Origin of the sequence: Sphingomonas sp. LH128 (assembly GCF_000293195.2) — a bacterium.
In the GTDB taxonomy this organism is placed as follows: Bacteria; Pseudomonadota; Alphaproteobacteria; order Sphingomonadales; family Sphingomonadaceae; genus Novosphingobium; species Novosphingobium resinovorum_A.
Window position 1 is genome coordinate 1 of record NZ_ALVC01000279.1, and the last position, 9,056, is coordinate 9,056.

Consider the following 9,056-nt stretch of genomic DNA (forward strand, 5'->3'; position numbering starts at 1 on the left):
CCCACGGCCATGCCCATCGCCTCGATATGGAGCGGCGGATTGCGCAAGTCCTTCGCCGCATCCCGGTGCGACAGGACGATCGCGGTCGAGCCGTCGATATGGCTGTCGCAGTCGAACAGCCTCAGCGGCGAGGAGATCACCCGCGCCGCAAGATAGTCGTCGAGGCTGAGCGGCTTGCGGTATATCGCGTTGGGATTGTGCGCGGCGTTGGCGCGGTTGTTGACGGCGATGGCGCCCAGTTGCGCTTCGTCGGCGCCGTACTTGTCGAAATAGGCCTGCGCGTAGAGCGCGAAAGTGTTGATCGGCGAAAGCGCGTTGTAGGGCACCGTCCAGGCGTTGTTGCCGTCCACCCGGTCACGCGCGCCGGACATCAGCGTGGATGCGCGCGACACCAGCCGTGCCTGCGCCTGCGCGACGCTGCGGAACACCACGACATGACGGGCGAGGCCGCAGGCGATCGCGGTCACCGCGTTGAAGATCGGCGCCATGTGGCTGAACCCCTCGGCGGAGGCGAGAATCCAGCGCGGCTCGATGCCGAGCACGGCGGCCGCTTCGGAGGGGCTGACGGGCGCGATCCCGCCGCCTTCGCTGCTCTTGCCGGGATATGTGGCGATCCCGTCGATGTCCGAGGGAGAGAGCCCCGCGTCGGCAATGGCGGCGAGGCAGGAGTCGGCGGTCAGTTGCAGCGCGGTGCGGGGGGAGGGACGGCCGACCTCGGACTGCGCGGCGCCGGTGATGCACACCTGCTTTTCGGGGAGGAGGGTCATTCCCTGTCCTCCCGGAACATCGGCAGCCAGACATCGTCGTGGTGCTCGAACTCGACCGTCAGCGGCATGCCGATGCGCACCTCTTTCCCAAGGACATTGGTGAAGACGTAAAGCTGTGCCTGCTCCGCCAGCTCGACGACGCCGAACACGAAGGGCACGTCCAGCCCCGGCACCCACGCCTCATGGTTCACCGTGTAGCTGGCGAGGCGGCCCTTGCCGGAAACCGGCGCGGGGGCGACGGCCTCGCTGCCGCAACCCGAGCAGCGCGGGAAGGGCGGGTGCTGGTAGGTTCCGCATTGTCCGCAGCGCTGGATGCGCAAGCGCCCGTCCGCTCCGCAAGTCCAGTAGAAGGCGGTTTCCGGCTCCAGCTTCGGCAGCTTGCGCATCAGAACACCACACCCTGCACCTTGAGGTCGATGATCTCGTCCTCGGAGTAGCCCAGGCTCTCCAGCACCGCGTCGCTGTGCGCCCCGAGGTCGGGCGAGCGGGTGGAGGACAGCGGCGTGCCGTCGAACACCATCGGCAGGCCGATCATCGGGATCTGCGTGCCGTCGCCGTAGTCCACGCGCTTGAGGTAGCCGTTGGCCTGCGCCTGCGGATCGTCCTTCATTTCGCCGACGTCCTGCACGACGTCCCACTGGCCCGACTGGCGCGAGAGGATCACCTTCCATTCGGCGAGCGTCTTGCCGGCGAACAGCGCCTTCACTTCGGCATAGCAGGCATCGATGTTCGCCTTGCGTGCGGCGGCGTCGGCGAAGCGCGGGTCGGCGGCGAGGTCGGGCCGTCCGGCGGCTTCGCAGAAGGGCGCCCAGTACTTGTCGGCCTGCAGCATGCAGAGCGCGAGGAAACGCCCGTCGGCCGTGCGGTAGTTGCTGACGAGCACGTTGTTGGGCTTGTCGGCGGGCGGCTTGGGGAACTTCTGCACCCCGTCCGCCGTCGCCTGGCAGACGTAGCGCTGCATCGACCACAGGGCGGTGCCCAGCAGCGAGACGTCCACAGCCGAAGCCTCGCCGGTCAGCGCCCGCTTGGCGATGGCGGCGCAGATCGCGCCCGACAGCATCGCGCCCGATATCGTATCGCCGAATGCCGGTCCCGGCGGACCTACCGGATGCGGCGCCTCGGGCTCGGTCAGCGAGGACGAGATGCCCCCGCGCGCCCAGAAGGTGATGGCATCGTAGCCGCCTTTCTCATGGTCGGGGCCATTGGGGCCGAGCGCGCTGCCGCTGGCGTATATAAGGCCAGGATACTCCGCCCGGATCGTCTCCTCGTCGATCCGCATCGTCCGCCGCGCCGGGGGCAGCAGATTGGTGAGGAACACGTCGGCGTCCTCCAGCAACCGGTCCAGCACCGCGCGCCCGGCCGCCTGCTTGAGATCGAGCGTCACCGAGCGCTTGCCCCGGTTGTAGCTCTCCCACGAATAGTCGATTTTCCCGCCGCCAAGACCGCCGATCGAAAGCCCCCGCAGCGGATCGCCGGTCGGCGGCTCGATCTTGATCACGTCGGCGCCAAGGTCCGCCAGCATCCCGCCGCAAGCCGGCACGAAGGCCCACATCGCGACTTCCACGACCTTGATGCCTTCCAGCGGCTTGCCCATCGGCCTCTCCCGTTCTGTTACCATCGCTTGACCGATGAAATTCTATATTGCGAAGGATGGACCGAAATGGCGAATTAGGTCAAGCCGAAGGAATAGATATCGGGAAAGGGAAAAGGCATGTCTCAAGTCCTCGAAAGGCCGCGCCCGGCGCAGCCGCAAGTCACGGTTCCGGCGACGCTGGAACAGGCGCTCGATCCGCAGTGGCTGGCGGGAGCGCTGGGCAAAATCGCGGCCGGGCGCGCCATCGCGCAGGTCGAACAGGTCGAAGTGATCCGCAACGTCGCCACCAAAGTGCGCTTCGCCGTCACCTTCGAAGACGGCGAGCGGCTGGGGTTCTGTCTCAAGGGCCTGCTCGACGTGGACGCGATGACCGCGCGCGGCGGGCCGACCTGCGTGCTCGAGTCGGACTTCTACAACAAGGTCGCGCCCGTGATCGCCGTGCGTGTGCCCGATTGCGTCGCCACCGTGATCGACCGCGAGGCGCAGCAGGCCGTGACGATCATGCGCGACCTCATCGTCGATGGCGCGCGGTTCTGCTCGGCGCTCGATCCCTTCACGGCGGACGACGCGCTGGAGAGCCTGAAGCAACTCGCCCTGCTCCATGCGCGCAGCGATTTCCTCGATGGCGCCGACTGGATTCGCCCGCGCGCGGCGGACCTAGCGAAGATGAGCTACGTCACGCCCGAGGCCTTGCAAGACCTGCTCGACGGACCGCGCGGCGACAACCTATCGCCCCGCGTGCGCAGCGCCGCCAATCTTGCGGCGGCGATCAGGGAACTCGCCGCGCGCGACGGCGGGCGGCCGCAGTTCATGATCCATGGCGACGCCCATGCGGGCAACGTCTTCCGTACGCCCGAGGGCATGGGCGTGATCGACTGGCAACTGCTCCAGCGCGGGGGCTGGGCGCTCGACGTGGCCTATCACCTGAACGCGGTGCTGCCGACCGAAGTGGCCGAGGTCGAGGAGCGCCGCCTGCTGGGCGAGTACCTCTCGATGATGCGCGGGCACGGAATGGACATGCCGTCCGAAGCGGACGCCTGGATGCAGTACCGTGAAGGCGTGACCTACGGCTATTACCTATGGTCGATCACCCGCCGCGTCGATCCACCGATCATTGTCCAATTCGTCGATCGGCTCGGCAAGGCGGTGATGCGGCACGACAGCTTCGGATTGCTGGGCGCCGCCTAGCTTCCCATGAAAAGGGCCACGCCGGCGACGGCGTGGCCCAAGGTCCGGCCGCGAAGGGCCGTAACGAAACCCCGCGCACTCGGTAGCGCGGGGTTCGTGTCGTGCAAGATCAGCGCCCGAAGGCGTACTTGAGGCGCACCCCGTACATGCGCGGCGGGCCGTACATGAAGTCGCCGATACCCGAAGAATCGTAGCCGCCGCCCGACGTGGTGCGATAGTGCTTGTTGGTGACGTTCTGCGCGAAGACGACCACGTCGAAGCCCGAGCCGCCCACGTCGGTGATGCCGGCATTGAGGTTCAGCAGGCTGTAGCCGGGGATCTGCAGGTTCCCATCGACGAACTGTCTGGCCGTATACGTGAAGACCACCCCGAAGTTCAGCTCACCGATGTTGTCGCCCAGCGGAACCGAGTAATCGCCCGAGAGCGTCAGCTTGTGCTTGGGCGAGTAGGTCAGCGGACCTCCGATCCGCCCGCGCGGGATGATCTGCAGGAAGGGGCTGTCCGCCGAGAGCGTGGGCGTGACGAGGTCCTTGAGCTTGGTGTCGAGGTAGGCATATCCCGCCGAGAGCCGCAGCCCCTGGAACGGGGTCACGCCTGCATCCACCTCGACGCCTCTGATGACGGATTTACCCGCGTTGATGATCGCCGAGCCGCCGACCAATCCGCTTTCGGGCTTGGGAATGAGCGCGCCGAATACCTGCTGGTTCGAGAAATCGTTCCAGAACCCGGCGACGTTGAGATAGCCGGGCAGGGCTCCGCGGAATGTCAGCTTGGCGCCGACCTCGTAGGCATCGACTTTCTCGGGAAGGGCGGTCTCCAGCCCCGGATTGGTGAAGTTCACCGTACCCTGGCGATAGCCGCGCGCGTACTTGGCATAGATCAGGGTATCGGGCGTCGGCTTGAAGTCGAGGTCGATCAGCCACGTCGGCTTGTTCGACTTGACGGTGATCCGCGTGCCGCATGCCGTCAGGTCGCCGCCGTTGGCGATCAGATTGACGGTCGCATGGTTCAGGTTGTCGTTGCACACCCAGTTCGAAAGCACGTAGCCGACACCGGGCACGCTGGCGAACACGCGGCGATTGCTTTCGGAATAGCCCGCGATCTTGTCGAACGTCCAGCGCCCGCCAAGGGTCAGTGCCAGCTGGTCCGTGAAGCGATAGGTGCCTTGCGCGAAGACACCGTGGTTGTCGAACGCCAGTTGCGTGCGCGATTCCGAGATGATGGTGCCCGGGATCGGGGCGCTGTCGGACAGTGGCAGGCCGCCCGAGCAGTTCAGGACCCCCGGATCAACGCAGTTGCCGTAGATTCCGGTACGTTGCTGGTTGTAGCCGAGCGGCCGGCTGAATTCGAGATAGCCGCCGACCACGAAGTTGAACTTGCCGTCGGCCGAGCGCCCCTGGATCTGCAGTTCCTCGGTGGTGGTGGATTCTGCGGCCGCATCGTGGCCGGGCTGGGTGCCGAGCTGGATGTAGTCGAACGGCTGGCCGATCTGCGGGCCTCTGCGCGCCGCGTAATAACGGGTGATCGCCGTGTCCGGCACCGTGAAGTTGTCGCTGTAGAGCTGGAACTGGCTCTGCTCGCGGTATTCGCCGTAACTGACGATGTTCTTGATCGTGATCGTGTCGCTGGCTTGCCAGGTCGTCGTGTTGATCGCCTGCCAGGTGCGCAGGAACATGCGCGGGTCGGGATCGCTCACATCGACGTCGAGAGGGCCGTCGCCGCGCGCGGTCTGACGGGCGATCTGGTCGCAGGCGGCCAGCGAGGTGTAGTAGCGGCTGATGCTGTACTTGCTGCCGTTCGGGTTGATGGGTGAGATCGTCGCCGGGTTGATCTGACGCGGATCGCCGGGGTTGGAATCGCAGAACTCGTAGTGCGAAGCATAGCCGTTGGTGTCCGAACGGCTGTAGTGGAAGATCGTGTAGTTCTCGAGGTTCGGGGTCAGGTCCGCAACGACGCTGAGACGGCCGTAGAAGTAATTGACGTCGTTGAAGTCCTTCGGGCCGACGCCAGAATGGTTTTTCATATAGCCGTCGCGCTCGTTGCGGTCGATCGCGACGCGGACCTTGAAGGTATCGGCCAGCGGTGCGTTGAACATCGCCTGGACGCGCTTCTGGTCGTAGTTGCCGTAAGTCCCCTCGATCGAGGCTTCGAGCAGGTCGGTGGGCTTGGCCGGCACCAGCAGCACGGCGCCGCCGGTGGTGTTGCGGCCCTGCAGGGTGCCTTGCGGGCCTTTCAGCACCTGCACGTTCTGGAGGTCGGTGAAAGCGCCCGCGCCGACGGTGTTGCCGCCTGCCGTGCCACCCTGCGCGCGCACGCCCACGACGTCGGCGAAGTATACGCCCACGGTCGGCGCGGTCGAGGCGTCCTGGTTGAAGCCGCGGATGGAGAACGTCGATTTCTCAGGCCCGTAACGCGTGTTGACCGAGAGCGAAGGGGTGAAGACCGCAAGGTCGGAGGCGACCGCGATGTTGCGCTTCTGGATCTGGTCGCCGCTGAACACGGTGATCGAGATCGGCACGTCCTGCAGGCGTTCTTCGGTACGACGGGCGGTGACGATGATCTCGTCCGGGTTGATGCCCTGCGCCATTAGCGGCGTCGCCGTCAGCCCCGCAAAGGCGATTGCCGGGACCGCGACGCTGCTGGTGAGCCGGCTCCTGAAATTCCTTGCACTCATGATTTCTCCTCTCCTCCGGAAACATTGTTCTCGTTATCGGCAGACGGTTCTGCGGGACGGCCGGCTCTTGCCGGTCCGCGCGGGAGTTTGGGGATAATCGAAATGGGGAAGCGTCCGGATCCGGCATGGCCGGCCAGCGATCGACGCCCCCGTCAGCGCCTGTTCTCTCTCCCTGGTGCCGATGCCCGGCAGACCTTCTTGCTTGAGGGAAACACTACGAATCCCTCGTCTGTTTGCAAGGATAACTGTGAGACATTCAGTTCACAATTGGGAATTATACATCGAAAATACGAATTAATCCGAGAGCGTGGCGCAATTGTAACACCTGTTCAGCAAATCATGCCGAAAGGATCACTTCGAGCAGGGCGAGAGTGCCGCTCCAGGCAATTCGATGTGCCGCCGCGTCATATTCTATCCCCTCGGCGATACCGTCGTGATCGGGGTCGGTGAAGGCGTGGCGGGCGCGTGCGAACTCGGTCGCGGAGTAGTTCGCACCGGCCAGATCGAGTTCTGCGCGCACCGCATCGAAGTCGGCGCGCGGCACGTAAGGGTCGCGGCCGCCGGTCCAGATGGCTATGTGCGGCCTGACGGTGCCGGGCGCAGCCGGTGCATGCGTGGCGAGGAGGCCATGAAAGCTCGAAACCGCCCGGACCGGTGCGCCGCTGCGGGCGAGTTCGAGGACGCACTTGCCGCCGAAGCAATAGCCCACCGCTGCGACCCGCTCGGGATCGACGCCGGGCAGGGCGCACACTGCCTCGAACCATGTGACGACGCGCGCGCGCAGGGCTTCTGGCCGTTCCATGAGATCGGCGAAGTGTCGGCCTGCCGCCTGCGGCGTCGAGATGTCGGCGCCGCGCGCGTACATGCTGGCAGCGACCGCGACGTAGCCGGCCTTGGCAACCGCCTGCACCGCCGCTTCGAAGCTGGGGCCAGGGCCAGTGGCTCCCGGGATCATCAGCACCGCCGCATGGGGGCCGTCGCTTTGCGGCCGGGCCACGAAACCTTCCAGTGCGATCCCTTCGTGGTTGCAGGCAACCGGTTCGAATCTGTCGTCCATCGCCATGGCTGCTCCTCATTATCGCATATGTGAATGATGTGTCGCAGAAAGGAATGATTGGTGGCCCGGGCCTTGTCAAAGCCGGACTTTGTCAAAGGTTGCGCCGGCTTGCACGCCCGTGCGATCACCGGCCGATGATGCGCAGCGGATATCGGCAGGAGCACAAACCGCGCTGGAAGATCGCGGCGGTCGTGCTGCTGATCCACGTCGTCGTGATTGCCGGGCTGGTGCGGGCGTTCACTCCGGACCTCGCCGCGCAAGTGGCGCGATCGGTGACGCGGGCCTTCACGATTGCGGCCGAACCTCCGTCGCCGCCCGCGCCTGTCCCCTCTTCCGCACCGAGCAGCGCAGCCCCGCGCGAAGAGGGCGCAGCCGCCGCTGCGGGTCGCAAGGCGGACCCGCGCCCGGTCCCGGCGCCCAGGACGCCCGTGGTCGTCCGCCCCGCGCAAGCTCCTCCGGTGGCGGGCAAAGGCGCGGAAAACGCTGCCGGAGCCACTGCGCAGGGCGAGGGCACGGGGGCGTCGGGCTTCGGTTCGGGCACCGGCGCGGGCGCAGGCGGGGATGGCACCGGCGGCGGCGCATCGCCGACGGTGAAGGTGGCGGGAGACATCAATTCGGCGAAGGACTACCCCCGCGCCACCCGGGACTTGCGGGTCGGGGCATCGGTGACCATCGACCTCAGGGTAGGAACCGATGGCCGCGTCGCCGCCTGCCGAATCGTGCAGCCCAGCCCGGACCCGGTGGCGGATCGCATCACCTGCGACCTCGCGATGCGCCGTTTTCGCTTTCGCCCGGCAAAAGATACTGGCGGAAAAACAGTAGAAGCGATTTATCGCTGGCGTCAGCGCTGGTTTTATTGACGTAGTATACAAGCGCGACGTTGCATTGCAGCATTGGGCGGCTATGACCATCGAACTGGTATCCGTCACCGGACGAGCGAAACTTTACCCTATGTCGATCCTTGTTCCCGTCATTCTCTGCGGTGGCAGCGGCACGCGCCTGTGGCCGCGCAGCCGGGCTGCCATGCCCAAGCCGTTCCTGCCGCTGGTCGGTGACAGCACCCTGTTCGAAGCGGCGCTGGCCCGTTGTCCCGGCTCGGGAGGCTTCGCGGCCCCGGTCGTGGTGACCGGCCACAAGCACCTCGCCCACGTCGAGGCGCAATTGGGCGCGGTCGAGGGGGCGCAGGTGATCGTCGAGCCTTCGGCGCGCAACACCGCCGCCGCCATCGCGCTCGCTGCCTGCCGCCTGCCCGAGGACGCGGTGATGCTCGTGTGTCCGAGCGATCACCACATCGGCAATACCGAGGCTTTCGCGGTCGCCGCAGCCGCTGCGGCGGGGTTGGCGCAGCAGGGCTGGCTGGTGTCCTTCGGCATCGAGGCGACGGCGCCCGAAACCGGCTTCGGCTACCTCAAGCGCGGCGAGGCAATTCCCGAGCACGGCGGTTTCCGCACTGCGCAGTTCGTCGAGAAGCCGGACCTTGAACGCGCCAAGGCATTCCTTGCCGAAGGGATCTACGCCTGGAACGGCGGCATCTTCGCGTTCCGGGTGAAGGACTTCCTTGCCGAACTGACCGCGCACCGGCCCGACGTGGCCGCAAGCGTGGCCGAGGCGGTGGCGAAGGGCGCCGAGGACGGCCAGCGCTTCCACCCGGACGCGGCGACCTTTGCCGAAGTGCCCAGCGTCTCTGTCGACTACGCGGTGATGGAGAACACCACCCGCGCGGCGATGGTGCCCGCCGACATGGACTGGTCCGACATCGGCAACTGGCAGGCGCTG

Annotated in this window: 8 protein-coding genes; 3 read left to right on the forward strand and 5 right to left on the reverse strand. The window is 66.3% G+C overall.

The window, feature by feature from the left end:
• From LH128_RS20670 to LH128_RS20680, 3 genes are all read right to left on the reverse strand, one after another.
• Positions 1-767 (reverse strand): thiolase family protein (locus LH128_RS20670; protein WP_008831633.1); only part of this gene is annotated, 767 nt, incomplete at its 3' end.
• On the reverse strand, positions 764-1,153 hold the full coding sequence (locus LH128_RS20675; protein WP_008831634.1) for a Zn-ribbon domain-containing OB-fold protein: 390 nt from the start codon (positions 1,151-1,153) through the stop codon (positions 764-766). The genes LH128_RS20675 and LH128_RS20670, both read right to left, overlap by 4 nt.
• Positions 1,153-2,361, reverse strand: a complete 1,209-nt coding sequence (locus tag LH128_RS20680) for a CaiB/BaiF CoA transferase family protein (protein WP_008831635.1) — start codon at positions 2,359-2,361, stop codon at positions 1,153-1,155. Before LH128_RS20680 ends, LH128_RS20675 begins: the two co-directional genes overlap by 1 nt.
• A 117-nt stretch (positions 2,362-2,478) precedes the next feature.
• Between LH128_RS20680 and LH128_RS20685 the strand changes: the two genes are divergently transcribed.
• Complete coding sequence (locus tag LH128_RS20685; RefSeq protein WP_008831636.1) at positions 2,479-3,549, forward strand: aminoglycoside phosphotransferase family protein; 1,071 nt, start codon at positions 2,479-2,481, stop codon at positions 3,547-3,549.
• 109 nt (positions 3,550-3,658) lie between these two features.
• Here LH128_RS20685 and LH128_RS20690 read toward each other — a convergent pair whose 3' ends face one another.
• Positions 3,659-6,223 carry a TonB-dependent receptor gene (locus LH128_RS20690; protein WP_008831637.1) on the reverse strand — a complete coding sequence of 855 codons (2,565 nt, stop codon included), beginning with the start codon at positions 6,221-6,223 and terminating at the stop codon, positions 3,659-3,661.
• A gap of 337 nt (positions 6,224-6,560) precedes the next feature.
• Positions 6,561-7,280: a dienelactone hydrolase family protein gene (locus tag LH128_RS20695; protein ID WP_172705128.1), complete on the reverse strand. Its 720-nt coding sequence runs from the start codon at positions 7,278-7,280 to the stop codon at positions 6,561-6,563.
• A gap of 134 nt (positions 7,281-7,414) precedes the next feature.
• On the opposite strand from LH128_RS20695, the gene LH128_RS20700 reads away from it, so the two are divergent.
• Entirely contained in the window at positions 7,415-8,140 is a 726-nt protein-coding gene (locus LH128_RS20700; RefSeq protein WP_008831639.1) for a TonB family protein, read from the forward strand.
• Positions 8,141-8,231: 91 nt separating this feature from the next.
• Positions 8,232-9,056: mannose-1-phosphate guanylyltransferase (locus LH128_RS20705; protein ID WP_037520603.1), on the forward strand; the 825-nt coding region annotated here is incomplete at its 3' end.

What these genes read in the sequence shown, in the direction of transcription:
- LH128_RS20675 (WP_008831634.1), bottom strand. Translation starts at nt 1,153, where the DNA reads ATGCGCAAGCTGCCGAAGCTGGAGCCGGAAACCGCCTTCTACTGGACT.
- LH128_RS20680 (WP_008831635.1), bottom strand. Translation starts at nt 2,361, where the DNA reads ATGGGCAAGCCGCTGGAAGGCATCAAGGTCGTGGAAGTCGCGATGTGG.
- LH128_RS20685 (WP_008831636.1), top strand. Translation starts at nt 2,479, where the DNA reads ATGTCTCAAGTCCTCGAAAGGCCGCGCCCGGCGCAGCCGCAAGTCACG.
- LH128_RS20690 (WP_008831637.1), bottom strand. Translation starts at nt 6,223, where the DNA reads ATGAGTGCAAGGAATTTCAGGAGCCGGCTCACCAGCAGCGTCGCGGTC.
- LH128_RS20695 (WP_172705128.1), bottom strand. Translation starts at nt 7,280, where the DNA reads ATGGACGACAGATTCGAACCGGTTGCCTGCAACCACGAAGGGATCGCA.
- LH128_RS20700 (WP_008831639.1), top strand. Translation starts at nt 7,415, where the DNA reads ATGATGCGCAGCGGATATCGGCAGGAGCACAAACCGCGCTGGAAGATC.